This is a genomic window from Nocardia caishijiensis NBRC 108228 (genome assembly GCF_001612825.1).
Taxonomy (GTDB): domain Bacteria; phylum Actinomycetota; class Actinomycetes; order Mycobacteriales; family Mycobacteriaceae; genus Nocardia; species Nocardia caishijiensis.
Map to the genome: position 1 here is coordinate 1 of NZ_BDBE01000049.1, position 25,182 is coordinate 25,182.

Below are 25,182 nucleotides of genomic sequence, written 5' to 3' on the forward strand. Positions count from 1 at the left end.
AACAAACACAGCGCTCGAACAAACTTGTCGGTGGGCACACCTAGCATGGTTTGTGGGGGTTCATGTCCGGCGAGCGGATGACGATGGAGAAGGGATTCACCAGGTGGCGGAACGCCTCACTGTGCGCGGAGCTCGGGAACACAACCTGAAGGGTGTGGACCTCGATCTGCCGCGCGACAGCCTGATCGTGTTCACCGGTCTGTCCGGTTCGGGTAAGTCGAGTCTGGCGTTCGACACGATCTTCGCCGAGGGACAGCGCCGGTATGTCGAGTCGCTGTCGGCGTACGCGCGCCAGTTCCTCGGGCAGATGGACAAGCCGGACGTGGACTTCATCGAGGGTCTCTCGCCCGCGGTGTCGATCGACCAGAAGTCGACCAACCGCAACCCGCGCTCGACGGTCGGCACGATCACCGAGGTCTACGATTATCTGCGCCTGCTCTATGCCCGCGCGGGCACCCCGCACTGCCCGGTCTGTGGCGAGTTGATCGCCAAGCAGAGCCCGCAGCAGATCGTCGACCAGGTGCTCGCCATGGACGAGGGCCTGAAGTTCCAGGTGCTCGCGCCGGTGGTCCGTACCCGCAAGGGTGAGTTCGTCGATCTGTTCGACCAGCTCAAGACCCAGGGTTATTCGCGGGTGCGGGTGGACGGGGTGGTGTATCCGCTCGCCGACCCGCCCAAGCTCAAGAAACAGGAGAAGCACGACGTCGAGGTGGTCGTCGACCGTCTGTCGGTGAAGGCCGCGTCCAAGCAGCGCCTCACCGATTCGATCGAGACCGCGCTGCGGCTGGCCGACGGCATCGTCGTGCTCGATTTCGTCGACCGCGACGAGCACGCGCACGATCGCGAACGCCGTTTCTCCGAGCGCCTGGCCTGCCCGAACGGTCACCCGCTCGATATCGAGGATCTCGAGCCGCGCTCGTTCTCCTTCAACTCGCCCTACGGTGCCTGCCCCGACTGCACCGGTCTCGGTATCCGCAAGGAGGTCGACCCGGAGCTGGTCGTGCCCGACCCGGATCTGAGTCTGGCGGAGGGTGCGATCGCGCCGTGGTCGCGTGGGCAGACGGCCGAGTACTTCAATCGTCTGCTGTCGGGGCTGGCCGAGGCCATCGGTTTCTCGATGGACACACCGTGGCGTGAGCTTCCGGCGAAGGCGCGCAAAGCGGTCCTCGAGGGCAGCTCCGATCAGGTCCACGTGTCCTACACCAACCGCTACGGGCGCAAACGCTCCTATTACGCCGATTTCGAAGGCGTGATGCCGTTTCTGCAGCGGCGTATGGACAACACCGAGTCCGAGCAGATGAAGGAGCACTACGACGGGTACATGCGCGATGTGCCGTGCCCGGTGTGCGACGGTGCCCGCCTGCGTCCGGAGATCCTGGCGGTGACCCTGGCCGCCGACGGAGCGGACCGCTCGATCGCCGAGGTCAGCGACCTGTCGATCGGTGAGTGCGCGTATTTCCTCAACTCACTGACGCTGGGGGAGCGCGAGGCGGCGATCGCCGGTCAGGTGCTCAAGGAGATCCAGGCTCGGCTCGGCTTCCTGCTCGACGTGGGTCTCGAGTACCTCACGCTCTCGCGGGCGGCGGCGACCCTGTCGGGCGGTGAGGCCCAGCGCATCCGTCTGGCCACCCAGATCGGTTCCGGGCTGGTCGGCGTGCTCTATGTGCTCGACGAACCGTCGATCGGTCTGCATCAGCGCGACAACCGTCGACTCATCGAAACCCTGCTGCGGCTCAAGAAGCTGGGCAACACTCTGATCGTGGTCGAACACGACGAGGACACCATCCGCGCCTCGGACTGGGTGGTCGACATCGGTCCGCTCGCGGGCGAGCACGGCGGTCGCGTTGTGCACTCGGGCCCCTATCAGGAACTGCTCACCGAGCCCGAATCTCTCACCGGCGCTTACCTTTCCGGTCGTGAGCAGATCGAGCTGCCGCTGGTGCGCCGCGCGATCGACAAGAAGCGCAAGCTCACCGTCGTCGGTGCCACCGAGCACAATCTGCGCGGCATCGATGTGGCGTTCCCGCTCGGGGTGCTCACCTCGGTCACCGGTGTCTCCGGTTCCGGCAAGTCGACGCTGGTCAACGACATCCTGGCCACCACGCTGGCGAACAAGCTCAACGGCGCGCGGCAGGTGCCCGGCAGGCACACCAGGATCAACGGCGTCGATCAACTCGACAAGCTGGTGCAGGTCGACCAGTCACCGATCGGGCGCACCCCGCGCTCGAACCCGGCCACCTACACCGGTGTCTTCGACAAGATCCGCACCCTGTTCGCCTCCACCACCGAGGCCAAGGTGCGCGGTTACCAGCCGGGCCGCTTCTCCTTCAACGTCAAGGGCGGCCGGTGCGAGGCGTGCTCGGGTGACGGCACGCTCAAGATCGAGATGAACTTCCTGCCGGACGTGTACGTCCCGTGCGAGGTGTGCCACGGCGCCCGCTACAACCGCGAGACGCTCGAGGTGCACTACAAGGGCAAGACCATCGCCGAGGTGTTGGACATGCCGATCGACGAGGCCGCCGAGTTCTTCGAACCCGTCACCTCGATCCACCGGTACCTCAAGACCCTCGTCGAGGTCGGTCTTGGTTATGTGCGCCTCGGTCAGAGCGCCCCGACCCTGTCCGGCGGTGAGGCGCAGCGCGTGAAACTGGCCGCCGAACTGCAGAAACGCTCGACCGGTCGCACGGTGTACATCCTCGACGAGCCGACCACCGGCCTGCACTTCGAAGACATCCGCAAGCTGCTCAAGGTCATCAACGGCCTGGTCGACAAGGGCAATACCGTGATCGTCATCGAGCACAATCTCGATGTCATCAAGACCTCGGACTGGGTCATCGACATGGGCCCGGAAGGCGGTTCCGGCGGTGGCACGGTCGTCGCCACCGGTACGCCGGAGGACGTGGCGCAGGTCGCCGACAGCTACACCGGCCAGTTCCTGAAGGAAGTCCTCGCGGCGCCCGCCCCGAAGAAACCCGCGGCGAAGAAGAAGGCCGCACCGGCGGCGAAGAAGGCGCCCGCGGAGACGGCCGCGGCCAAGCGTCTGTCCAGGAAAGCGGCCGCATTGCGCTGAGACACGGTGGTGCGCCGGGGCGGAACGGGCTACCGTTCCGCCCGGGACTTCCCGAAAACCCTACGAAGTGAAACGGCCATAGGTAACATTCGCCTCGCCGTCGCCGGAACACCGGGCAGTAGCGGTTTGTCGATCGACATCCAGTGGTGTCACGCGCGGCGTGGGCAGCGCGGTCGCGGATGTCGTGCAGTACGAAAGGAACGTCCCATGGATGAAGCCACGATGGCGCTCATCGGTCAGATTCTGAACTTCCTCAGCGGTGGGTCCTCGCTGGCCTACGAGCCCACGACGCCGACGCCGACTGCCTGACCCGGCAGCACCGAAAGGATCACCGCAGCAATGGATACCGGAAGCGCGGCGCTGCTCACCGCCCTCGCCAACATGATCTCCTCCGGCTCGGCCGTCTCGGTCACCCCGGGCCAGCCGCCGACTCCGACCCCAACGGTCTGAGTCGCGCCGACGACGTAGCAAGATCCGCCGACACTCAGGTGTCGGCGGATCTTCGCGTTTCCGGCTCAGAACACGGGGCCGGTGTACTTCTCACCCGGGCCCGCTCCCGGCGCGTCGGGCACCGACGACGCCTCGCGGAAGGCCCGTTGCAGCGCCTGCAGGCCCTCGCGGATCGGTCCCGCGTGCGGTCCGAGGTACTCCACCGACGCGGTGACCAGCCCGGCCAGCGCGGTGATGACCCGGCGCGCCTCGTCGAGGTCGACATTGGCGCCGGTGTTCGGGTTCTCCTCGGCCAGGCCGAGCTTCTCCGCCGCCGAACTCATCAGCATCACGGCGGCCCGGCTGATCACCTCGACCGCGGGAATGTCGGCCAGGTCGCGCACGGGAGGATCGAGCTCGTCAGTCATGGGCAACAGGCTATCGCCAGCCCCGTGCGGGTCACCGTCGCCGGGCCGATTCGGCGATAGCCGAATGCGATGCTAGACTTTCCGCTGACGACCGCCCCAGGTCGTGTCATGCATGCCCCGGGGCAGATAAGTGGAGCCCGACTCCCACCGTTGCCGGCGAGCAATCGTACTGGACAAACGGTCCCGGTCACCCGCTCACTGTGGCGGGTTCCCCGCGTGCTGGTCGCGCGGGGGTCGACACCGCGCCCTCGGGCGTCGGTGGCCGATGATCGGTCGACTCGGGCCCCGTCGCGGAGAAATACCGCAACGGGGCTTTCGCGTTGAATCAGGGGTTGCAGTTATTGCGTGCGGTCGTTATGACGACACCGCTTGACCTAGGAGGCCCCATCAGCACTGAGACCCGCATCAACGATCGCATCCGAGTTCCCGAGGTTCGACTCATCGGACCCGGCGGCGAACAGGTTGGGATCGTGCGTGTTGAAGATGCACTTCGCGTCGCGCTCGAAGCCGATCTCGACCTGGTCGAGGTGGCACCCGATGCCCGTCCGCCGGTCTGCAAGATCATGGACTACGGCAAGTTCAAGTACGAGACCGCGCAGAAGGCGCGCGAGTCCCGGAAGAACCAGGTCCAGACCGTGATCAAGGAGCAGAAGCTCCGTCCGAAGATCGACGACCACGACTACGAGACCAAGAAGCGCAACGTCGTTCGCTTCCTCGAGGCCGGGTCGAAGGTCAAGGTCACGATCATGTTCCGCGGTCGTGAGCAGTCGCGACCCGAACTCGGCTTCCGGCTGCTGCAGCGCCTGGCCTCCGACGTCGCCGAGCTCGGCTTCGTCGAGACCTCGGCCAAGCAGGACGGCCGCAACATGACCATGGTCCTCGCCCCGCACAAGGGTGCGAAGACGCGGGTCAAGGCACAGCAGGAATCGGCACCGGCGCGTCCGCTGCCGACCGGCCCGGCCAGTGCCGACCCGGCCGCGCTCGCCGAACCGGCGGCGCCGGTCGAGCAGGCGCCCGCCGACCCGCAGTAACACCGATCTCACCGACTAGATAGAGGAATCCATGCCGAAGAACAAGACCCACAGCGGCGCCAAGAAGCGATTCAAGGTGACCGGCCGGGGCAAGCTGCTTCGCGAGCAGGCGAACCGTCGCCACCTCCTGGAGCACAAGTCCTCCCGCCGGACTCGTCGTCTGGAAGGCACGGAGTCCGTTGCCGACGTCGACGCCCCCCGCGTGAAGCGGCTGCTCGGTCTCGCCTGAGACCGTCGCACCCCGACGACTACGCGGCCGGGATGACCGGACGCCGACAACTACCGAATTCGGGCGCCGCCGCGCCCCCCAGATGATCAAGGACTGAAAAGTGGCACGCGTCAAAAGGGCTGTCAACGCTCAGAAGAAGCGCCGTTCCATCCTCGAGGCCTCCAAGGGCTACCGGGGCCAGCGTTCGCGCCTGTACCGCAAGGCCAAGGAACAGCAGCTCCACTCGCTGACCTACGCCTACCGCGACCGCAAGGCTCGCAAGGGTGACTTCCGCAAGCTGTGGATCGCTCGTATCAACGCCGCCGCGCGTCTGAACGACATCACCTACAACCGCTTCATCCAGGGCCTCAAGGCCGCTGGTGTCGAGGTGGACCGCAAGATCCTCGCCGAGCTCGCCGTCTCCGACGCCGAGGCCTTCGCCGGACTGGTCGCTGTCGCCAAGGCCGCGCTGCCCGCCGACGTCAACGCCCCGGCCTCGGCTGCCTGAGCTTGACGACGCACAACGATCTGTCGGAACGACCCGTGGACGCGCTCTCCGAGCGCAACCCGCGGGTCGTTTCGGCTGTCAAGCTCCAGCGCGCCGCGCACCGTCGCAAGACCGGGCTGTTCCTGGCCGAAGGCGCCAACGCCGTCACCGCCGCGCTGGAGACCGGCCGGGTGCGTGAGCTGTTCTACTCGCTCGCCGCGGCCGAGCGCGATGTCGCGCTGATCGCCGGTGCCGCCGCCGACGGTGTGCGCACCACGCTGGTGAGCGATCGCGCCGCCGAGCACCTGGGCGAAACCGTCACCGTGCCGGGCCTGGTCGCCGTGTGTGAGCAGCTCGATGTGCCGCTCGGCCAGATCCTCGACGGTGCGCCGCGCATGCTCGCGGTGCCCGTGGAGATCGCCGAACCCGGCAACGCGGGGACCCTCATCCGGGTTGCCGACGCCGTCGGTGCCGACGGCGTCGTGCTCGCCGGTGACGCGGTCGACCCGCACAACGGCAAATGCGTCCGCGCCAGCGCGGGCAGCCTGTTCCACGTCCCGATCGCGCGCAGCCGCAGTATCGACGCCACCCTCGACGCGCTGTCCTCGGCCGGAATCACGCTGCTGGCGACCACCGCTCACGGTGAGGTCGACCTGGACGACGCCGACGACATCCTCACCGGGCCGGTCGCCTGGCTCTTCGGCAACGAGGCCCACGGCCTCGACCCCGCCGTCGCCGCCCGCGCCGACCATCGCCTCCGCATCCCCATCCACGGCCGCGCCGAAAGCCTGAATCTGGCTGCGGCAGCGGCGATCTGCCTCTACGCCAACGCCCGAGTCCAGCACGCGAAGTAGCCGCGGCCACGTCGAGGCTGCTAGCGAACTGCTTGTCGTCGGCGACCCGCTCGGGGCTGGTTCGCTGGGCTCAGAGTTCCAAGCCGCACTGGAGATCGTCGAGAACGGCGGTCGACCACGGGAGTTCGATGGCATCGGGGCCTGCCACCTGCATCGCGGTCATGATGGTGAGCAGCATGCCGGTGCCGAGGAAGCGGCGGGCGTGCAGGGTGTCGGCGCCGGTGCGCTCGACGATCAGCTGATAGATGCGTCCGAAGTGCTCACGCACGTGGTCGCCGATCTCGGGATCGGCGCTGGCGGCGATGCCGTGCAGCAGGACGAGCGGTAGCTGGCGTTCGGCCAGGAACACGTCGTAGTTCATGCCGAGGTTGCGCAGCGCTTCGGCGGTGTCGGCGTCCGGCGCGATCTCGGCGCTGCGAAACACCTCCTCGATGCGGGCGCACACCTGCTGCAACACCGCAACGAACAACTGCTGTTTGGTGCCGAACAGTCGGATCACATACGGCTGGGAGACCCCCGCGCGGCGGGCCACCTCATCGGTTTTCGTTGCGGCGTACCCGGATTCGGCGAAGGCGTCGACGGCGGCGGCGAGTACCTGGGCGCTGCGCTCGGCCGCGGTCATCCGGGTTCTCGTCGTCTCGCTCATGTATTCGCCTCCGGTCGGTCCTCGGGTTCCTGTTGACATGTTATCAGTCGATGCATAATCATGAGACGGAAGTTATCAGTGAATTACAACTAGGGTGGATCATGACACAGACACTCGATTCCGGCGATGCCGCGCCCGCCGACGCGCCGCCGCTCGGCAGTGCGACGACCAAGCCACTGGGGGCGGTCATCGCCGCCGTCGGCATTCCGATGTTCATGGTCACCTTGGACAACCTCGTGGTGACCAACGCCCTGCCCGTGATCAAAACCGAACTGGGGCGTCGCTTTCGGACCTGCAGTGGTTTGTCAACGCCTACACGCTGTCGTTCGCGGCCTTGCTGCTCACGGCCTCGGCGCTCGGTGATCGCATCGGCCGCCGCAAAATATTCCTGGCGGGAATCGCGGTGTTCGTCGTCGCGTCGGCGGCCTGCGCGCTGGCCACCGAGCCGTGGATGCTGATCATCGCCCGCGCGATTCAGGGCGCCGGTGGTGCCGCGGTGATGCCGTTGTCGCTGACACTGCTCGCCGCGGCCGTGCCCGAGCGGATGCGCAGCGCCGCGATCGGGATCTGGGGAGGTCTGGCCGGGCTCGGTGTAGCGGTCGGGCCGGTGGTCGGCGGTGCCGTCGTCGAGGGGCTGAACTGGCAGTGGATCTTCTGGCTCAACGTGCCCGTCGGCTTGCTCGCGCTGCCCTTCGCCGCACGCACGCTGAGTGAATCGCGCGGTGCCGCACGCAAACTCGACCTGCCCGGTCTCGTCCTGTCCGCGGTTGGCGTGCTCGCGCTGGTGTGGGGCGTGATCCACGGCGCCGAGGACAGCTGGACCGCTCCGCAGGTGCTCGCCGCCCTGGTCGGTGGTGTCGCGCTGCTGGTCGCGTTCGTCGCCTGGGAGCACCGCACCGCCGAACCGATGCTGCCGCTGCGCATGTTCGCCAACCGGGGCCTGAGCCTGAGTTACCTCGTGTCGTTCGGGTTCTCCGCCGGTGTGTTCGGTGCCATCTTCCTGCTCGCGCAGTTCTTCCAGGTCGTGCAGGGGTATTCGCCGCTGGAGTCCGGTATCCGCACGATGCCGTGGACGATGGTCCCGATGGTGGTCGCCCCGCTGGCCGGACTCGTCGTGGACCGGGTCGGCCCGCGCGTCCTCATCGCCAGCGGCCAGGTCTGCCTGGCCGTCTCCCTGGCCTGGATGGCGCTGATCACGAGCACGGACGTCCCCTACCTCTCCTTCGTCGCGCCCTTCGTGCTCGGCGGCATCGGCATGGGCCTCACCTTCGCCCCGTCGTCGACCATCGTCATGGCCAGCGCCTCACCCGCCGACCAGGGCATGGCCTCCGGCATCAACAGCACCGTCCGCGAGGTCGGTGTCGCGATGGGCATCGCCGTCCTCGCCTCGGTCTTCGCCACCGCGGGGTCCTACACCGACCCGCAGTCCTACGTCGACGGTCTGATCCCCGCGGTCTGGGTCGGCGCCGCCCTGGTCGCCGCCGCCGCGCTCTTCGCCGCCTTCCTACCCCGCCACACCAAGCCCACCGCCTGAGCCGCGCCGGTGGGGTCGGTATGACGACGCCGACCCCACCGCCCGACCGGCCGCCAGTTGTCGCCGTAGCCCTGGGGTGCGGTCGCTTCGCGCTATCGTTGACCCGGCAGTCCGCACGAATGGAGTGACCGCATGACCGTCCCCGCGATGCATCCTCGACCCGGCAACCTTCGCGAAGTCGCCGAGGAGATCGAGCGCGCGACCGGCCTGCAGGTCGAGATTCTGGGAGGGTCGCTCGTGATGTCACCGACCCCGCGTGGAAAACACGCGGGCACGATCCGTCGACTGCGTCACCAACTCGAATCGGTCATGCCAGAAGGGCTCGCTGCCTACGAGGTGACATCGATCGCGATGCCCGGTGATACGGACGACTACTGCACACCGGACCTCGTCGTTCTGCCCGATTCCTGGGACACCGATGACGAATGGCTCGCCGATCCCGCCGACGTGGAACTCGCCGTCGAGGTGATCTCGAAGTCGGAGAAAGCGCACCAGATCACCGGCAAGAACGGTTGGTACGGCGCGGCGGGGGTACGCACTCTGCTGGTCATCGACCCGAGGTTCGGTCGTTGGGCGCTCTACCGCGATCCTGACGCCGGTGTGTACCCCGATCCGGTCGAGGGCGCGTTCGGTGACCCGCTCGTCCTCCCCGAGCCGCTGTCGACAGCCGTCGACACCGCCTGCCTGCCGCTCTACGGATAGCGCCGCACGCGGCGCACCATCAATCGAAACGAGCAGATGGGCCGGTGAGCGCCTAATCCTGGTCGCGAGGGGTTTGTGGGTGGACCTCGGGACACAGTCCGCCCACACGCGGAAACGGCCGGGGACGGGTGGGGCGGATGCCAAGGCCGCACAGCGCCAGTCCGCTGCCCGGGGCGGTGCGTCGCATGCGCCTGCCCCGGGGTGGGGTGGAGTCGCAGGTCTGTTCAGCCATCGAGTCGTCCTGTCTCGCGTCGAACACGGCGGATGTGTTTGAACGGTTGGACGGAACCCGGGGCGATTCGGTTCCCTCGAATTTCGGTTCCGTGGTGATCTTGGTGAGAACCCTCCGAAAACCGGTCTGACCTGGACTTGTCGGTCTTGGTAGCGACCTTGTGTGGGGTCCGGGAGTGCCCCCCGGTAATCCGGATGAACCGAGCGAACCCCATCCCATAGGATTTATGCAGCACCGATACGGGTAGGCAATGACGCACCCGTGAACCGATCCCCAGGGGAGAGTCGAACAATCGTGGCCGACGACAACAGTGGAGTCGAGCAGGGCGCAGGCCCGTTGGGCGCCGAACTGACCGAGGAGGCACTCGCGGCAGCGGCGGCGGAGGCCGAGAAGGCGTTCGCCGCGGCGGCCGATCTGGACGCGCTCGCGGTCGCCAAGACCGACTACATCGGCGGGAAGTCGCCGATCGCGCTGGCGCAGCGTGAGCTGGGTCGTCTACCCAAGGAAGAGAAGGCCGACGCGGGCAAGCGGGTCAACATCGCGCGCAAGCGCGTGTCGGATGCCTTCGAGGCGCGCCGCGCGGCGCTGCTGGAAGAGCGCGATCAGGCCGTGCTGGTGGCCGAGAAGATCGACGTCACCCTGCCCGCTCGTCGCCGCCCGGCCGGTGCCCGGCATCCCATCACGGTCATCTCCGAGCAGATCGCCGACGTGTTCGTCGGCATGGGCTGGGAGGTCGCCGAGGGCCCCGAGGTCGAGACCGAGCACTTCAACTTCGACGCGCTGAACTTCCTGCCCGACCACCCGGCGCGCACCATGCAGGACACCTTCCACATCGCCCCGGAGGGGTCGCGCCAGGTGCTGCGCACCCACACCTCCCCGGTACAGGTGCGATCCATGCTGGAACGTGAGCTGCCGATCTATGTGGTGTGCCCCGGTCGCACCTTCCGCACCGACGAACTCGACGCCACCCACACCCCGGTGTTCTCCCAGGTGGAGGGCCTGGCCATCGACAAGGGCCTGACCATGGCCCACCTGCGCGGCACGCTCGACGCCTTCGCGCGCGCCCTGTTCGGTCCCGACACCCGAACCCGTATGCGCCCCAACTACTTCCCCTTCACCGAGCCCTCGGCCGAGGTCGACGTGTGGTTCCCGGACAAGAAGGGCGGCGCGGGCTGGGTCGAGTGGGGCGGCTGCGGCATGGTCAACCCGAAGGTCCTCATCGCCAGCGGCATCGATCCCGAGGTGTACTCCGGGTTCGCGTTCGGCATGGGCATGGAGCGAACCCTGCAGTTCCGCAACGGGATTCCCGACATGCGCGACATCGTCGAGGGTGACGTGCGGTTCACCCTGCCCTTCGGTATCCGGTCGTAGAGAGAGAGCGAAAACGTGCGAGTAGCACAGTCCTGGCTGACCGAGATCCTGCAGCGCACCACCCCCGACTGGTCGGTGTCGGCCGAGGAACTCGACGCGGGCTTCGTCCGGGTCGGCCTCGAGGTCGAAGAGGTCGACAAGCTCACCCCGATCGGCGGTGATATCGACAAGCCGCTGGTCGTGGGCCGCGTCGCCGAGATCACCGAACTCACCGAGTTCAAGAAGCCGATCCGCTTCTGCAAGGTCGATGTCGGCAACCCGGAGCTGCAGGAAATCGTCTGTGGCGCCCGCAATTTCGCGGTCGGCGACCTCGTCGTCGTGGTGCTGCCCGGCGGCGAGCTGCCCGGCGGGTTCAAGATCTCCTCCCGCAAGACCTACGGCCACACCTCCAACGGCATGATCTGCTCGGTCGCCGAGCTCGGCATCGGCAAGGACCACGACGGCATCCTGGTGCTCGAGCCGGGTTCCGCGCAGCCCGGTGACGACGCCAATGTGCTGCTCGGCACCGACGACACGATCATCGAACTCAACATCACCCCGGACCGCGGCTACTGCTTCTCGGTGCGCGGTCTGGCCCGCGAGCTGGCCTGCGGTTTCGACCTCGAATACGCCGACCCCGCCGTGCGGACGCTGCCCGACGGCGAGTCCGAGGCATGGTCGGTCCGGCTGGAAGCCGACTCCGAGTGCACCCGCTTCGGCGCCCGTCGCGTCACCGGGGTGAATTCGAACGCGGTGAGTCCGCTGTGGTTGCAGCGCAGGCTGATGCTGGCGGGCATGCGTCCGATCTCCCCGGCCGTCGACGTCACCAACTACGTGATGCTCGAACTGGGGCAGCCGCTGCACGCCTTCGATGCCGCGAAACTCAACGGCGGCTTGGTCGTTCGCTCGGCGCACAAGGGCGAGACCCTGCGCACCCTCGACGACACCGAGCGCACCCTCGACGCCGAGGACGTGGTGATCGCCGACGACTCCGGCGTCATCTCGCTGGCCGGTGTGATGGGTGGGGCGAGCACCGAGGTCGGCACCGACACCACCGACGTGATCCTCGAGGCCGCCACCTGGAATCCGCTGCGCGTCTACCGGACCGCGCGCAGGCACAAGCTGTCGTCGGAGGCCGCCAAGCGCTACGAGCGGGTCGTCGATCCCGAGATCAACATCGTCGCGCTCGATCGTGCCGCCACCCTGCTCGCCGAGATCACCGGTGGCACCATCGAATCCACGCTCACCGACATCCGGGTGCCCCTCGACGCGGCGGCGCCGATCGCCATGGACATCGACCTGCCCGACCGGGTCGCGGGCGTCACCTACCCGGCGGGCACCGCCGTGCGCAGGCTGGCCCAGATCGGTGCGCACGTCGATATCGAGGTCAACGACGCGGGCAAGACCCAACTGCTGGTGACTCCGCCGAGCTGGCGTCCCGACCTGTCCCAGCCCGCCGACTTGGTCGAAGAGGTGCTGCGGCTCGAGGGGCTCGAGCAGATTCCGTCGGTGCTGCCGTCGGCGCCCGCCGGTCGCGGCCTGACCGCGCAGCAGAAGCGTCGTCGTGCGGTGAGCCGGGCGATGGCGTTCGCCGGTGCCGTCGAAGTTCCCGCGCCGGTGTTCCTGCCGGGTGGCGCGTTCGACGTGTGGGGGCTGGATGCCGACGATCCGCGCCGCAACACCACGCGCGTGCTGAACCCGCTCGACGCCGAGCGTCCGGAACTGGCGACAACGCTGCTGCCCGGTCTGCTGGAAGTGGCTGCCCGCAACATCTCTCGCGGTGCCCGTGACCTCACCATCTACGGCATCGCCCAGGTGGTTCTGCCGGGCGAGCAGACCCACGCGGTGGATGCGCTGCCGGTCGACCGCCGACCCAGCGACGAGCAGATCGCCGAGCTGAACGCCTCGCTGCCCGCCCAGCCGGTGCACGTCGCGGCGGTGCTCAGCGGCAAGCGCGATCCGCGCGGACCGTGGGGCCCGGGCCGTCCGGCCGAGGCCGCCGACGCGTTCGCGCTGGTCGACGAGGTGGCCGACGCCGCAGGTGTGGTGATCGAACGCCGCGCCGCCGCCTACCTGCCGTGGCATCCCGGCCGCTGCGCCGAACTGCTGGTGGACGGCGTGGTCGTCGGCCACGCGGGCGAACTGCACCCCGCCGTGCTGGAACGCGCCGGTCTTCCCCCGCGCACCTGCGCGCTGGAACTCGACCTCGACGCGCTCCCGCTGGTCGAATCGCGCCCTGCCCCAACGGTTTCGGCATTCCCTGCCGTGCTGCAGGACGTGTCGATCAGCGTGGCGAAGGCCGTGCCCGCCGCCCAGGTGGAATCCGCCCTGCGCACCGGCGGTGGTGACCTGCTCGAAGACATCGCCCTGTTCGACGTCTACGAGGGCACCCAGGCCGGTGAGGGTCGCAAGTCCCTCACCTACGCCCTGCGCTTCCGCGCCCCCGACCGCACCCTCACCGAGGACGAGGCGAGCGCCGCCCGCGACGCCGCGGTCGCCTCGGCCACGGCAGCGGTCGGCGCCGAACTGCGCGCCTGATTCCAGCTGACGCTGAGGCCGTCCGGTTTCCGGGCGGCCTCAGTCGGCTTCGGGCAGCGTCAACCCTCTGACGGATCGTCGCGTCGGCCCGGCCCCGGGCGGGGCTGTGCGCACGGCGACGGTCGCACGGCGCGACTGCCGGCCGTCGCGGCAGCCGGACCCGGGTGGTTCAGGATCGCAGCGCCTCGGTTCCCGTCAAGGGCGGGTAGTATTCACCGCCCATCTCTTCCGCTGCGCCGATGTAGGTGGTGAGGGCATCGCGGGAGCGGGTGAGCGCGGCCATCTGTTCCTCGATGCGGGCGAGTCGTGACCGCATCGCGCCGAGTAATTCCGGGCAGCCCGGCAGGTCGGGTCCCTCACCGTGGGCGCACGGCAGGAGGTAGGCGATGTCGGTCGAGGAGAGGCCTGCGGCGAGCAGATGCCTGATCTGGGTCACCCGCAGGACCGCGCTCTCGTCGTAGTCGCGATAACTGTTCGAGCGACGGTTCGCTTCCAGCAGGCCCTGGGCCTCGTAATAGCGCAGTTGGTGCGTGTGCACGCCGGTTCGTCTGCTCAATTCGCCGATTCGCACGACATCCTCACTTGACCTTCACACCGGTATCAACGTTGACGATGGTGCCATGACCGATACAACCACTCCCGTCACCGTTCTCGGCCTCGGCCTGATGGGCCGGGCGCTGGCCCGCGCCTTCCGCACCGCCGGGCACCCGACCACCGTCTGGAACCGCACCCCTGCCGCCGCCGAGGAGCTGGTCGCAGGTGGCGCCCAGCGCGCCGACACCGTCGCCGAGGCCGTGCGCGCCGCCCGAGTGATCGTGGTCTGCCTGACCGACTACCAGGCGGTCTACGCGGTACTCGAGCAGGCCGACCTGTCCGGAACCGTCGTCGTCAACCTCACCTCCGGCGACTCCGCGCAGGCCAGGGCGGCGGCGCGCTGGGTCGAGCAGCGCGGCGGCCGGTACCTCGACGGCGCGATCATGGCCGTTCCGCCGGTGATCGGCACCGCCGACGCCGTCCTCCTGCACAGCGGCGCGCGGGCCGACTTCGACACCGCCGAAGCGGCTCTGGCGGCGCTGGGCACCCTCACCTACCTCGGCGCCGACCACGGCCTGGCCGCCCTGTACGACAGCGCGGGCCTGGCCATGATGTGGAGTGTGCTCAACGCGTGGTTGCAGGGCACCGCGATGCTGCGGACCGCCGGTGTCGACGCGGGCACCTTCGCGCCGTTCGCCCAGCAGATGGCCGCCGGGGTGGCCACCTGGCTACCCGGGTACGCCGAACAGATCGACAACGGCGCGTATCCGGCCGAGGTCGCGGCGCTCTCGACCGACGCCGCATCGATGACGCACCTCATCGAGGAATGCGAGGCGCTCGGGGTGAACGCCGAACTGCCGAGACTGTTCCGGGCGATGGCCGATCGGGCGATCGCCGCCGGTCGCGGTGGCGAGCAGTACCCGGTGCTCATCACCGAGTTCGCCAAGCCCTAGCCGGATGGCTGGTGGGCCGGTGGTGGGGCGGGATAGGTTGGCAGGCGTGTCGATGATGAAAGGCGCCAATGTCGTGGTGCCTGCCGCCGAGGTCCGGGTCGAAGTGAGTTGGCAGGCAGGGCCGGGTGTGCCCGACGCGGATGCGTCCGCCCTGCTGCTCGCCGGGGCGAAGGTGCGCTCCGACGACGACTTCGTGTTCTACAACCAGGCGGTACATCCCTCCGGCGCGGTGCGTCACGTCGGGAAACGCCAGGGCCAGGCGGTTGTCGACACCCTGTCGGTACAGTTGGCGCGGGTGGAACCGCAGATCGAGAAGATCGTGCTGGCCGCCTCCGCGGACGGCGGCACCTTCGGCCAGTTCCGCGAGCTCGCCATCCGGGTCATCGATGTCGCGACCGGCGGGGAGGTCGCGCGATTCGACAGCACCGGCGCCACCACCGAGACCGCGTTCGTCCTCGGCGAGTTGTACCGCCGTCAGGGTGCGTGGAAATTCCGGGCGGTCGGCCAAGGGTACGACACCGGGTTGGCCGGACTGGCAACGGATTTCGGCATCTCCGTCGATGACGAACCGGTCGACCGACCCTTCACGCCGCCCCCGAGCCCGCCACACACCTCCGCACCGCCGACTCCCACCGCTCAACCCCAGGGTCGACCGCATCCGGTCCAGCCCTCCGCGCAACCGTTCGCCGCGCCGCACCAACCACCTGCGGGCGCTCAATTCCACTCGCCCACAACACCATCCGGCCCGCCGGTGAATCTCGCGAAAGTCTCGCTCACCAAAGAATCCCCGAGCGTCTCACTCACCAAGCACGGCGCCACCGGCGGCGTGATGCGGGTGAATCTCAACTGGACCTCGATGGCCGCCACCGGCCGCATCTTCGGGAAATTGCGCGGCAAGAACATCGACCTCGACCTGTGCTGCTTCTTCGAATTGGTCAACGGCGCCATCGGTTCCGTGCGCGCGCTGGATCGCCGCTTCGGCGCACTCTACGAACCGCCGTTCATCCACCTCGACCAGGACGACCGCACCGGGGCGAGCATCACCGGCGAGAACCTGTCGATCAATCTCGACTACACCCGCTTCTTCCGGCGCGTCCTGGTGTTCGCCTCGATCTACGACGGGGCGAGCGACTTCCGCAATGTCCACGCCACGGTCACGCTGCACCCGGTGAATTCGGCGCCGATCGAGATGACCCTCGACGGGTGCACCGACAATTCCCGCGACGCGGTACTTGCGGTGCTGGAGAACGTGAACGGTGAACTCGTGGTGCGTCGGGAAGGCGCCTTCATTCGGCCACCCGCCGGACAGCCGGGCGGCGGCGTGATGGAGATCGCGCGACTCTACAACTGGGACTTCGGTTTCCAGGCTGGACGAGGAAAATGATGCGACATCCGGCGACCAGGGTGCTCAACGCACTGGTCTACCACCCCGAGCGGCACCTCGCGCAGACCCCGGCCGCGCTCGGTCTGGACTACCGGGACCTGCACATGCGCACCGCCGACGGCGTCGACGTGCACGGCTGGTTCGTGCGTGCCGAACGACCGCGCGCCCACATCCTCTACGCCCACGGCAACGCCGGAACCATCGGTGACCGGGTGTCCATCATCGCGCTGCTGGTCGCCGCCGGTTTCGACGTGCTGGCCTTCGACTACCGGGGTTTCGGGCACAGCACCGGCGCACCGGGCGAGCAGGGGACCTACCTCGACGCGCGGGCGGCGCGTTCGGCTCTGCTCGAACAACCGGGCGTCGACCCCGCGCGCGTCCTCTACCTGGGCAAGTCGCTCGGCGGGGGAGTGCTGCTCGAGCTGGCGGGCGAGCAATCGCCCGCGGGCATGGTGCTGATGTCGACGTTCAGCGGAATGCGTGACGCGGCCCGCTCGGTCTATCCGTTCCTGCCCGCACCCTTGATTCCGGATGCCTATCCGAATCTGCGCCGGATCGCCGCGCTGCGGGTGCCGGTGCTGATGATGCACGGCGAACACGACGAACTGCTGCCGCTGCGCCACGCCGAACGGTTGTACGCGGCCGCGAACGAGCCGAAAGAACTGATCGTGGTCCCCGGCGCGGGCCACAACGATGTCATCGACGCGCTCGGGCCGCGCTGGCCGCGGCTCATCGCGCGGTGGAGCGAGTTCCTCGACACGTGAGCCCGGCTGCGTAACCTGGCGGTATGAGCGAAACGAGCGAGATCCTCGGCCGGTTGGCCGCGCTGCCCGACGCCGAACTGGTGTCGCTGCTGCGCGCCGCGGTGGCAGGCAGGCCGGGGCTCGGCGCCGTCGCCGCCGCACTGGCGCAGGTGGAGGCCGGTCATGTCGAGGTCGGGCCGCCTGTGATGCTCGACACCGAGGCCGAGATCATCGACGCGGAGCCGATCGCATCGGAGCAGGTGGGAGGTATTGATGCGGTACCGCCGGTACCGCCTGGGGGTTCCGGGTCCGCCGCGAACGCTGTGACCGGCGGATATTCCACTTCCGGAGTGCCGACATTCGACGCGGTTCGCGATAAGGTCGAGCAGCGTTTCGGCACCGCGCGGGGCATGGGTGAACTCGACCGGCAGACCCCGGCGGGCCGCAGCGCCGACGAACAGTGGGAGGCGCGGGAGAAGGCCGCGCGCGAGCGTCTGGACCAGATCCGGAAGGCGATGCGGGACAACGATTCCGGCGCCTGACCTCGCGTCCTCTCAGCCGAGCGACAACCGTGAATGGGTGGACATAGATGACGCAGGCGCGCCAGATCGCCGAACGACTGCTCGACGCGCAGGTCGACTACCTGCTCGGCGAGGTGACCGGTGAACGGTTCGCCGAGGTGATCGCCCGCGACGTGGCGGCCGTGCTCGCCGTCGGCGACACCATCCGCTTCGGTGATGTGGTCTCCCTGGCCGACGGCGAGGAGACGGTGGCGCGGGTGTTCGACCGCATCGGCGGTTCGCCCGTCATCGCCGACACGGTCGGGGTGTTCTCCGACGCCATCTACGACCACATCGCCACCAACACCGACTACACCCTCGGCGACGTCGTGGACCGCGAGCCGGTGGAAGCGTTGCTGGAGAAGATCTTCGGCATGCACCAGGCCCAGGAACGCATCCTGGACCGGCTCACCGAGAGCCCGCTCGTCGCGACCGTCGCATCGCGGTTCGTCGACAAGTTGATCGGCGACTTCATGCAGGCCAATCGTGAACGCGCCGAAAAGATTCCCGGTGTGTCCTCGCTGATGTCGCTCGGTCAGTCGGCCGCCAATCGTGCCAAGAAGGTCGCCGCCGACAGCACCTTCGTCGGTGATCTCGCGGGCAAGGGCGCCCTGTTCGCGCTCAAGCGCACCAACAACGCCATCCGCGACATGCTGCGTGACGCGCCGGTGCATTCGGCCGCCATGGAATTCTGGGACCTGCACGCCGACGAACCGGTGGCCGGGCTGCGGGAATATCTCACGCAGAAAGACCTCAACGAGTTGGTCCAGATCTGCTACGAAATCGCCGTGACCACCCGCGAGAAGGAATACTTCGGCCTGCTGGTCCGCGAATGCGTCGAGGTGTTCTACACCCGCTACGCCGACCACACCCTGTCCTCGATGCTTCCCGAACTCGGTCTGAACGCCGACGACATCAGCACCGAGATCCTGCGCTACGGTCCCGGCGTCATCGAAGCGGCCAAGCGCAACGGTGTCCTCGCCGAACTCCTGCGCGAACGCCTCGAGCCCTTCTACTTCTCCGACCAGGTTCTCGGCATCCTCGCCGGGGAATGAGCACCGCCTCGCCCCCGGCCGACAGCCGACGGCGGGCTATGCGGGGTTGCCTTGTGCCGGTCACGGTGGTTGTCACCGTCATCGCGGTGTCCGCGGCGCTACCTGCGGCGTTGGATCGTTGGACCAGGGCGCACCCACCCGCGTCCGCACCGGCCGACCTGTGTGAGGCGGTCGGGGCGGCGCGTTTCCAGCGGTGGGTTCCGGCCGGTGTCCGCGATCCGGACTCGACGTATTCCTCGGGGTCCGACGCCATGTGCACCTATCGAACGCCCACCGACGAACCGGGGCACGCGGATGCGTACGGCTATCTGCAGGTCAGGGTGCTCCGGTACGGGGACATCGGCTGGACCTCGGGCACGGAACGCGCCGTCGACGCCCTGGAGTTCGCCTGCGGCGTCACGCCGATGGCAGGCTCCTTCGGTCCCGACGAGGGTTTCGGTGACGAGGCATGTCTGGCACGGGGCGACTCGGGCGACGAGACCGCTGCCGCCACGCTCGTGGTTCAGCACGGTGCCGACCTGATCTCGGTCGACCACTATCGGCGCAGCGCCACGCCGGAATTCGCGCGGCTGGCGGTCGAAGACGTGGCAACGGCGGCCTTGGCTGCCTTGCGATAGGAACCGACAGGTTCGCCAATTTCGGCGAATTGCCCGAATTGCTGTGCTGGCCGGTTATCGTTCGTATCCGGTTCACCCGGCGTCGTCCCGGGAAATCGGCGCGTGAATTGTGGGTGGGATCACAGGACGGTCGGTGCCGAGTAAGTCGGGCCGGGAACAAATCCGTCACCGAATTTCGGTGTGAGCGGTGAGCTTTCGGACACAGAAAGCGCCGTTGATTTCCGGCATGTTGAGATCAATGCACGAATCCCGTTCTTACGCCGTCCCGGATTGACCGCGCACCCCACGCGGTGCAAGTTGGCACCTGACTTTCGGTGGGCCGCCGCGAATCGGCGCGGGTGGTGTTTCAAAGGAGCAGGGGTGCGTTCACATTCCCGTCGGCGGGCCGCGGGTGGCGGGCTGATCCGGCCGCGCACCATTTCCGGGCAGCTCGCCCGGATTCTCGCGGTGTCGCTGGTGCTCGTGCTCGTGCTGCTCGGAGTGACGATGTCGACGCAGGTCGCCGCGTTCCGGCGCAGCGGGGACACGGTCGACGCCGTCGCGGTGGCGCTGGCCGCGCAAGATCTGGTGCACCAGGTGCAGCGTGAGCGCGGGCTGAGCAATGGTCTGCTCGGTGGCGACGCGCGGCTGATCCGGCCGATAGAGGACCAGCGGGGTGCCACCGACGCGGCACTGCGCATGCTGACGGGGACGCTGACCGCCGACCCACCCGGCGCGCGGGAAGTGCGCTCCGCTCTCGGCCACCTCTCGGGTCTCCCCGCGGTCCGGTCGCAGATCGACACCCGCACGGTGTCGCGGCAAGCGGCGTTCCAGTTCTACTCCGACAGCGTCGACGCGCTGAACCGGCTCGCGCTCGGGCTGGACCAGGCACGCGACCCCGCCGTGCGCCACGGGCTGCAAGCGCTCTACGCCCTTGGCGATGCGAAGGAGTTCACCGCGCGGGAACGTGGCTTCCTCAACGGCGTGTTCGTCGCGGGGGAGTTCGAGTCGGGGGAGTACGTGCGGTTCCTCGATATCCGTGCGGCCCGTGCCGCCGCGCTCGCCCAATTCGATCGCGAGGCGACCACGGCCCAGCGTGACCGGCTCGACGCCGTGATCCGCGGCGACAGTGCCACGCGGGCAGGCGAATCGGAGAACATCGCGGTCGCGTCCACCGCTGGCCCGTTGGTCGCTGCGGTCGACGCGTCCGCGTGGTGGACCCAGATGACGGAGGTGATCGACGCGCAGCGCACCGTGCAGCAGTCCATCGGTGACGATGTGCGGGCCCGCGCCGCCGATCTGCGTCGCACCGCCGCTGTCGTGCTGGCCGCCTTCGCCCTCGCCGCGCTGGTGGCGATCGCCGCCGAGGTCGCGCTGGTGTTCGCGAGTGTGCGGGCCATCGTGCGCCCGCTGGCCGGGCTCGCCGCCGAGGCCGACGAGGTCGCCTCCACCCGTCTACCCGAGGTGATCGCCGCGTGGCGCGGGTCCGCCGAAGCCCGCCCGGCCCCGCCCGCCCCGGTGCGCACCCCGCCGGGCGCGAGCGTCGAGATCGGCGCTGTCGCACGCGCTTTGGACCGTGTGCAGCGCACTGCCTTCGACCTCGCCTCCGAGCAGGCGCTGGTACGGCGCAACACCACCGAGTCGATGGCGAACCTGGCCCGGCGCAACCAGAACCTGGTGCGCAGGCAACTTGGCCTCATCAGCGAGTTCGAACGTGCGGAGCTCGACCCGAAAACGCTGTCCAATCTGTTCGAACTCGACCATCTGGCCACCCGCATGCGCCGCAATGCCGAGAGCCTGCTGGTGCTGGTCGGCGAGGCGAGCCCACGCCGGTGGGCCGAGCCGATCCCACTCACCGACGTGATCCGGGCCGGACTGTCGGAGGTCGACGACTACCGGCGCGTCGTGCTGCGCCGCGTCGACGATGTCGCCGTCACGGGCGCGGTGGTCAGCGAGCTGGCCCACGCGCTGGCCGAGCTCATCGAGAACGGGCTGGCGTTCTCCCCACCCGATCTCGAGGTGGAGATCTACGGCCGCAAGGTGGGCGCGGGATATCTGCTCGCGGTCGTCGACCACGGCGTGGGTATGCCCGCCGAACAGCTCGCCGAGGCCAATGCCCGGTTGCGCGGTGAGCAGGATTTCATCGTCGCCTCCACTCGCTACCTCGGCCACTACGTCGTCGGGCGGCTGGCCGGTCGACTCGGCATCGAGGTGGAGCTCAATTCCTCACCGGTGAGCGGGATCGTGGCCCGGCTGCTGCTGCCGTCGAGCCTGCTGGCCGATGAAATGTCGCCCGGGCGTGCGGAACCCGAGCCCCCGGGCGACGACCGGAACGGGGCGCCGACCGGTGCGCGACACAGCCGCGAACAGCTGCCGGAGAGCGGGTTCGGCCCGGCGCCGGAGGCCGCTCTCCCCGGTGCCCGCCAGAACACGTTGGACCGGCCGGTGATCGGACGCCCCGACGGTCGTCGGCCGGAACCGGTCCACAACGGCGTCGACGTGCCCGTCGCCGCCTCGCCCTACACGCGATTCCTCACCGGCACAGCGACCTACGCCAGTCGCAACGGACACGCGACGCCCACGGTCGAGGGACCGAGGGCTCGGATCGACACGCTCAGTGGAGCGGCGGAATCGCCCGGCTCACCGGACCTCAGCGTCGGCGTGGGCGCCCTCGACAAGTCCGCCACCGTCGAACGCACCCGCAACGGCCTGGTGAAGCGCGCCAAACGGGCGACGCCGCCCGACCGGCCGATCCGCGAGCCCGCCCGCCACGACCGCCCGCCGGTCGCCGAGCGGACCCCCGACCAGACTCGCAGCATGCTCGCCGCGTTCCGCACCGGCCACGACAGCGGCAGCGGAGCACGCGAAGTCGACCACATCCGCTGACCGTAAGGAGCCACGGTGACCACCCACCTTCCGACCGCCGACCCGCACACCTTCAACTGGCTGCTCGGCAACTTCGTGCGCAACACCGACGGCGTGCGCGACACGGTCGCCGTCTCGTCCGACGGCCTGCTCATCGCCATGTCCGAAGGCTTGGACCGCACCGGCGCCGACCGGCTCGCCGCCATGGTGTCGGGACTGTCGAGCCTGGCCCGAAGTGCCTCGCGCAGTTACGACTTCGACGGGCTGAAGCTGATCATGATCGAGATGAAACGTGGCTTCCTGCTCGTCTCGGCGCTCGGTGACGGCAGCTGTCTCGGGGTGATCGCCGACGGTGGCTGTGATGTGGGCCTGGTCGGCTACGAGATGGCGGTGCTGGCCGAACGCGCGGGCGCACTGCTCGATCCCATGCTGATCGGGGAGCTGCGAGAGACGTTGCGGCGATGAGGGATTCCGATCGCCCGCGCCTGCCCGATCCGCGCATGATCCCGCTGAACGAGCCCGCGGGATGGGGTGCTGGGCGGTGGGCCGACCAGGTCGCCGCCGACACCGGCGACGAGCGTTTCGTCCGGCCGTTCGTCGTCACCGGTGGTCGCACCGTCCCGGTTCTCGACGGACTGCGGCTCGAAACCCTGGTCCTCGCCCCACCTTCGGCGCTGTCGGCCCCGTTGCGGTTCGAGGAACTCGCCGTGGTCCGGTTGTGTCAGCATCCCCATTCCATCGCCGAGATCGGTGCCGCCCTGCGGGTGCCGTCCGGTGTCGCCAAGGTGATCGTCAGCGATCTGGCCGCGGCCGGTCAGGTGACCGTGCGGGACGCGCCCGAGTTGACGACCGCCGCCATCGAAAGGATCGCCGATCTTGTTCGCGCACTCTGAAACCCGCACCGCGGCGTCGATGCCGTCCTCGGTGAAGATCGTGGTCAGCGGCGGCTTCGGCGTCGGTAAGACCACCTTCATCGGCGCCATCTCCGAGATCGAGCCGCTGGTCACCGAGGCCGCGATGACCGAGGTGTCGATCGGTGTCGACGACCCCGGCCGTCACGCCGAGAAGACCGCGACCACGGTCGCTCTGGACTTCGGCCGCGTCACCCTCGACGACTCCCTGATCCTGTACCTGTTCGGTACCCCTGGCCAGGACCGCTTCGTCTTCCTGTGGGACGACCTCGTCGACGGCGCCCTCGGCGCGGTGATCGTGGTCGACACCGCCCGCGTCGAAGACTGCTACCCCGTCCTCGACTACTTCGAAGACCACAACACCCCGTTCGTCGTGGTGGTCAACCGCTTCCCCGACACCCCCCACTTCGACCTGCCCGAAGTCCGCGAAGCCCTCGGTCTCGACGACTGGATCCCCGTTCTCGACTGCGATGCCCGCAGCCGCGACTCCGTGCGCGACATCCTGGTCGCACTCCTCGAACAAGTTCTCCTGCACCGCGTCCCGCCACGTCACCGGGAAGTCAGCTGAGCGCTGTCAGCGGGCGGTTCGCGGTGGCTGGTGTAGCCCATGGCGGCACTGTATCGGTCGTGCGGTGCGAGCGTGTATCAGCGGCTGCCGAGCGGGGTTCCGAGGAAGGTCGCGAACTTGTCGGACAGTGCGTCGCCGAGGAAGTCGAGGGCGCCCGGGGTGGCGGCCATCGTGCCCGCGTCGGAGATGGCGCAGCCCTGCGGGGCGGGGATGCCGTCGAGCCGGTCGCGCAGCCACAGCAGTGCGGCCGGTCCGCCGACGACCTCGGCGACGATGTGCTCACTGGCGTGGTCGCGGGTGTAGGTCAGGGCGATGTTCGGGTCGCGGCAGTAGGTGTCGACCAGCGTGTCGGTGGCGCCGAGGGGAAGGATCTCGTCCCATGCCGAATGCCAGATGAACAGGGGCATGTCCGGCACGGCCCTGCCCATGCGGGTGTCGTCGAGCATGGCCGCGACCGGCGGATCATCGAGCGGGTTGCCGTCGGAGCCGATCATGCCGGTGAGGTCGAGGAACGGCAGCAGCGCCGACTGGTACTGCACGCACAGCGGCGACTTGATCGCGGCGAGTCCCTTGCCGAGCGGGTTCAACCGCTGATCGAGATAGGCGGCGAATTCGGGGTATTCGCGGGTGAGGCCGAGGACGGCGGCGAAGACCAGGCCGGAGGTGAGTTGATGGTTCGCCATCGTGAGGGCGGCGCCGAGATCCGCGCCGACCCCACCCTCGGCGGCGCCGACGATGTTCAGTTCGGGGGCATAGCTCGCGTGCAACTCGGCGGCGTGCCCGGTCGCGATCGATCCGCCGGAGTACCCGTAGAGACCGACCGGACCGCCGGGGCCCACTTCGAGCGGCGCGAAGCCGGTCGCGGCGCGGATGCCGTCGAGAGTGATCCGTCCCGCCAGCGGTCCGGCGGCGTAGGCCGAGTACGGACCCTGGTGGTCGGGCACCACGACCGCCCAGCCTTGGGCCAACGCCGCCTGCGCGAACAGGAACTCGGCCGGTACCACGATCTGACCGGCCACCGCGGCGACCGAAAGATGTTGCAGCGCATACGAGGGCGCGCAGTAACCGGCGGTCGAGTCCTCGGCGAGCTGCACCGAGAGCAGCTTGCGGGGTGAGATCGCCTGACCGCGTGGCTTGATCACCGTGGCCACGGCCGGGATCGCCTCGTCGCGGCTGTTGTTGGAGCGGTAGGACACCTGCCAGGCGTCGACAGCGACGGGCAGCACGCCGAAGTCGGCGACGGTGACCTGTCGGGCCGCGATGATCGCGCCCGGTGCGGTCGCCGCCACCACGTCGGCGGGCGGGAGGTAGAAGCCCGCGTCGAGCTCGGGCGGCAGCGGAATCACCGGGGCGGGGGTGATCGCGGTCGGCTCGGCGGCGACCGGCCCGGCCACCAGCAGCGTCGCCGCCGCGAGCACGCTCGTGGCCAGGGCCGACCAGCGCGGAATCAGGGAAGATCTCATCGTGCACAGTCCTCACAGGAATTGAGACGCCTTCGTCTCAA

Annotated in this window: 22 protein-coding genes and 1 pseudogene; 19 read left to right on the plus strand and 4 right to left on the minus strand. The window is 68.6% G+C overall.

Translation table 11 applies throughout. The features are described from left to right. Positions 1–103: 103 nt before the first annotated feature. Entirely contained in the window at positions 104–3,070 is a 2,967-nt protein-coding gene (gene uvrA / locus NC7_RS25560) for an excinuclease ABC subunit UvrA (protein ID WP_067987654.1), read from the plus strand. A 515-nt stretch (positions 3,071–3,585) separates the two neighbouring features. On the opposite strand, the gene NC7_RS25565 is transcribed toward uvrA, so the two are convergent. Beyond that, on the minus strand, positions 3,586–3,927 hold the full coding sequence (locus NC7_RS25565; protein WP_067987657.1) for a DUF1844 domain-containing protein: 342 nt from the start codon (positions 3,925–3,927) through the stop codon (positions 3,586–3,588). Positions 3,928–4,283: 356 nt separating this feature from the next. Between NC7_RS25565 and infC the strand changes: the two genes are divergently transcribed. The 4 genes from infC to NC7_RS25585 all read left to right on the plus strand — a co-directional run bounded on the left by infC (position 4,284) and on the right by NC7_RS25585 (position 6,507). Then, positions 4,284–4,958 (plus strand): translation initiation factor IF-3, encoded by a 675-nt coding sequence (gene infC, locus NC7_RS25570; RefSeq protein WP_067987660.1) that lies wholly within the window; start codon positions 4,284–4,286, stop codon positions 4,956–4,958. Positions 4,959–4,989: 31 nt separating this feature from the next. Beyond that, complete coding sequence (rpmI, locus tag NC7_RS25575) at positions 4,990–5,187, plus strand: 50S ribosomal protein L35 (RefSeq protein WP_067498539.1); 198 nt, start codon at positions 4,990–4,992, stop codon at positions 5,185–5,187. Between the two features lie 100 nt (positions 5,188–5,287). Next, positions 5,288–5,674: a 50S ribosomal protein L20 gene (gene rplT, locus NC7_RS25580; RefSeq protein ID WP_067498536.1), complete on the plus strand. Its 387-nt coding sequence runs from the start codon at positions 5,288–5,290 to the stop codon at positions 5,672–5,674. 35 nt (positions 5,675–5,709) lie between these two features. Then, positions 5,710–6,507, plus strand: coding sequence for a TrmH family RNA methyltransferase (locus NC7_RS25585; protein ID WP_067987854.1), 798 nt, complete (start codon positions 5,710–5,712; stop codon positions 6,505–6,507). Positions 6,508–6,577: 70 nt separating this feature from the next. Here the strand turns inward: NC7_RS25585 and NC7_RS25590 are convergent, their stop codons facing one another. After that, on the minus strand, positions 6,578–7,153 hold the full coding sequence (locus NC7_RS25590) for a TetR/AcrR family transcriptional regulator (RefSeq protein ID WP_067987662.1): 576 nt from the start codon (positions 7,151–7,153) through the stop codon (positions 6,578–6,580). Positions 7,154–7,254: 101 nt separating this feature from the next. Between NC7_RS25590 and NC7_RS25595 the strand changes: the two are divergent. The 4 genes and pseudogenes from NC7_RS25595 to pheT all read left to right on the plus strand — a co-directional run bounded on the left by NC7_RS25595 (position 7,255) and on the right by pheT (position 13,509). Further along, positions 7,255–8,687: pseudogene (locus NC7_RS25595) on the plus strand (MFS transporter). Between the two features lie 132 nt (positions 8,688–8,819). Beyond that, a complete protein-coding gene (locus NC7_RS25600) occupies positions 8,820–9,389 on the plus strand; it encodes a Uma2 family endonuclease (protein ID WP_067987665.1) in 570 nt (189 codons plus the stop codon). A gap of 526 nt (positions 9,390–9,915) precedes the next feature. Further along, positions 9,916–10,992, plus strand: a complete 1,077-nt coding sequence (gene pheS / locus NC7_RS25605; RefSeq protein WP_067498526.1) for a phenylalanine--tRNA ligase subunit alpha — start codon at positions 9,916–9,918, stop codon at positions 10,990–10,992. A 15-nt stretch (positions 10,993–11,007) separates the two neighbouring features. Next, complete coding sequence (gene pheT, locus NC7_RS25610) at positions 11,008–13,509, plus strand: phenylalanine--tRNA ligase subunit beta (protein ID WP_067987667.1); 2,502 nt, start codon at positions 11,008–11,010, stop codon at positions 13,507–13,509. A gap of 169 nt (positions 13,510–13,678) precedes the next feature. Here pheT and NC7_RS25615 read toward each other — a convergent pair whose 3' ends face one another. Beyond that, positions 13,679–14,080, minus strand: a complete 402-nt coding sequence (locus tag NC7_RS25615; protein WP_067987670.1) for a MerR family transcriptional regulator — start codon at positions 14,078–14,080, stop codon at positions 13,679–13,681. A gap of 49 nt (positions 14,081–14,129) precedes the next feature. Here NC7_RS25615 and NC7_RS25620 point away from each other — a divergent pair, with 49 nt between their 5' ends. From NC7_RS25620 to NC7_RS25665, 10 genes are all read left to right on the plus strand, one after another. Next, on the plus strand, positions 14,130–14,996 hold the full coding sequence (locus tag NC7_RS25620; RefSeq protein ID WP_067987673.1) for an NAD(P)-dependent oxidoreductase: 867 nt from the start codon (positions 14,130–14,132) through the stop codon (positions 14,994–14,996). Between the two features lie 52 nt (positions 14,997–15,048). Next, positions 15,049–16,380, plus strand: a complete 1,332-nt coding sequence (locus tag NC7_RS25625; RefSeq protein WP_167352462.1) for a TerD family protein — start codon at positions 15,049–15,051, stop codon at positions 16,378–16,380. Further along, the gene (locus tag NC7_RS25630) at positions 16,377–17,144 is read left to right on the plus strand and encodes an alpha/beta hydrolase (protein WP_236573650.1); all 768 of its coding nucleotides are present in this window, start codon (positions 16,377–16,379) and stop codon (positions 17,142–17,144) included. Before NC7_RS25625 ends, NC7_RS25630 begins: the two co-directional genes overlap by 4 nt. 23 nt (positions 17,145–17,167) lie before the next feature. Next, positions 17,168–17,665, plus strand: a complete 498-nt coding sequence (locus tag NC7_RS25635) for a hypothetical protein (protein WP_067987678.1) — start codon at positions 17,168–17,170, stop codon at positions 17,663–17,665. Between the two features lie 47 nt (positions 17,666–17,712). After that, positions 17,713–18,738 carry a hypothetical protein gene (locus NC7_RS25640; RefSeq protein ID WP_067987682.1) on the plus strand — a complete coding sequence of 342 codons (1,026 nt, stop codon included), beginning with the start codon at positions 17,713–17,715 and terminating at the stop codon, positions 18,736–18,738. A gap of 53 nt (positions 18,739–18,791) precedes the next feature. After that, the gene (locus tag NC7_RS25645) at positions 18,792–19,355 is read left to right on the plus strand and encodes a hypothetical protein (RefSeq protein ID WP_067987685.1); all 564 of its coding nucleotides are present in this window, start codon (positions 18,792–18,794) and stop codon (positions 19,353–19,355) included. 360 nt (positions 19,356–19,715) lie between these two features. Then, the gene (locus NC7_RS25650) at positions 19,716–22,220 is read left to right on the plus strand and encodes a sensor histidine kinase (protein ID WP_067987688.1); all 2,505 of its coding nucleotides are present in this window, start codon (positions 19,716–19,718) and stop codon (positions 22,218–22,220) included. Between the two features lie 15 nt (positions 22,221–22,235). Further along, entirely contained in the window at positions 22,236–22,664 is a 429-nt protein-coding gene (locus NC7_RS25655) for a roadblock/LC7 domain-containing protein (protein ID WP_067987691.1), read from the plus strand. Next, positions 22,661–23,092: a DUF742 domain-containing protein gene (locus NC7_RS25660; protein WP_067987693.1), complete on the plus strand. Its 432-nt coding sequence runs from the start codon at positions 22,661–22,663 to the stop codon at positions 23,090–23,092. The genes NC7_RS25655 and NC7_RS25660 overlap by 4 nt, the downstream gene beginning before the upstream one ends. 19 nt (positions 23,093–23,111) lie before the next feature. Next, positions 23,112–23,678, plus strand: coding sequence for a GTP-binding protein (locus NC7_RS25665; protein ID WP_067987862.1), 567 nt, complete (start codon positions 23,112–23,114; stop codon positions 23,676–23,678). 77 nt (positions 23,679–23,755) lie between these two features. Here the strand turns inward: NC7_RS25665 and NC7_RS25670 are convergent, their stop codons facing one another. Continuing rightward, positions 23,756–25,141 carry a lipase family protein gene (locus tag NC7_RS25670; protein ID WP_067987697.1) on the minus strand — a complete coding sequence of 462 codons (1,386 nt, stop codon included), beginning with the start codon at positions 25,139–25,141 and terminating at the stop codon, positions 23,756–23,758. Between the last annotated feature and the right edge of the window lie 41 nt (positions 25,142–25,182).